The organism is Ideonella sp. P3_A4 (genome assembly GCF_056403075.1).
This window is the reverse complement of record NZ_JBFUGE010001200.1, coordinates 1-910: the sequence shown is the minus strand read 5'-3', so window position 1 is coordinate 910 and position 910 is coordinate 1. Positions and strand designations below refer to the sequence as shown.

Sequence of the window (910 nt, the reverse complement as noted above, 5' to 3'; positions counted from 1 at the left end):
GAGCTACTTGCTGCAGATGATCGGCTGCAAGACCGCCGTGGCCTTCGGCGGCGAAATGGGCATCCGGGTCGCCGAGCTGTTCCAGCCGGCGCTGGTCTTCCTCGACCTGAACATGCCCGGCCACGACGGTTGCGAAGTGCTGGCCCGAGCCCGCAAGCTGCAGGGCCGCATCACCCACGCTCTCTTTGTCTGCCTGACGGCCACCGGCAGCCTGGAAGACGAAGAGCGCTGCCTCGTCGCCGGCTTCGATCACTTCATCCGCAAGCCGCTGGAGCCGGCGGTGTTGAGCGATCTGCTGCTCAAAGCCCGCGCCCGCCAGGCCAGCGTGGCCGCCGGCTGGTGGTCATCCGATTTCATGCCCGAGCAGCCACCGGCCCAGCTGAGCGACGGCGACGCCGACACCAGCCGCCCCGACGAACGCCCCTGCTGACGCGGCCCCGCTGCGCCACGAAAAACGGGCGGTGCCAACAGGCACCGCCCGTTCGTCATGGGGGAATGGACCGGCAAGGCGTCAGGCGCCGTGCCTTACTTCGCCTCGCTTTGGGGCTTGGGCTCGAGCTTGGGCTGCTTGTTCTCCTTCTTGCCGGCGTCGGTCTTCGGGTCGGTAGGCGACGATGCGGGTGCAGGCGGCGCGGGCGGCGCCGGAGGCTCAGAGGCAGCCTGCGTGGGCGCGGCCACCGGGGCGGGAGTCTGAGCCAGCACCGGGGCGGCCATGGCGGCGAAGGTCACGAGGGCGATCAGGGAACGGGTCATCAAAGGAAGTCCTTTCGAAGTGGCAAAAGGGCCTGTCGCTCAAGGACTGCTCGGCTCGACAGGCTGGCCCCATCGTAGAAAGCTTTGCCTGACGCAAAGCGCTTGAAGGCGCTACAGCTGCAACCCTGTGCAATGACGCGAGGTGTTGTCCTACAAG

The 910-nt window shown here is 67.6% G+C and carries 2 protein-coding genes; one reads left to right on the top strand and one right to left on the bottom strand.

What is annotated here, in order from left to right; genetic code table 11:
- Positions 1-430 (top strand): response regulator (locus tag AC1DYI_RS36955; RefSeq protein WP_477209044.1); only part of this gene is annotated, 430 nt, incomplete at its 5' end.
- Between the two features lie 95 nt (positions 431-525).
- On the opposite strand, the gene AC1DYI_RS36950 is transcribed toward AC1DYI_RS36955, so the two are convergent.
- Entirely contained in the window at positions 526-753 is a 228-nt protein-coding gene (locus tag AC1DYI_RS36950; protein WP_477209043.1) for a hypothetical protein, read from the bottom strand.
- Between the last annotated feature and the right edge of the window lie 157 nt (positions 754-910).

Bases quoted from the DNA above. Each gene is read 5' to 3' on its own strand.
- AC1DYI_RS36950 (WP_477209043.1), bottom strand. From the start codon at position 753: ATGACCCGTTCCCTGATCGCCCTCGTGACCTTCGCCGCCATGGCCGCC.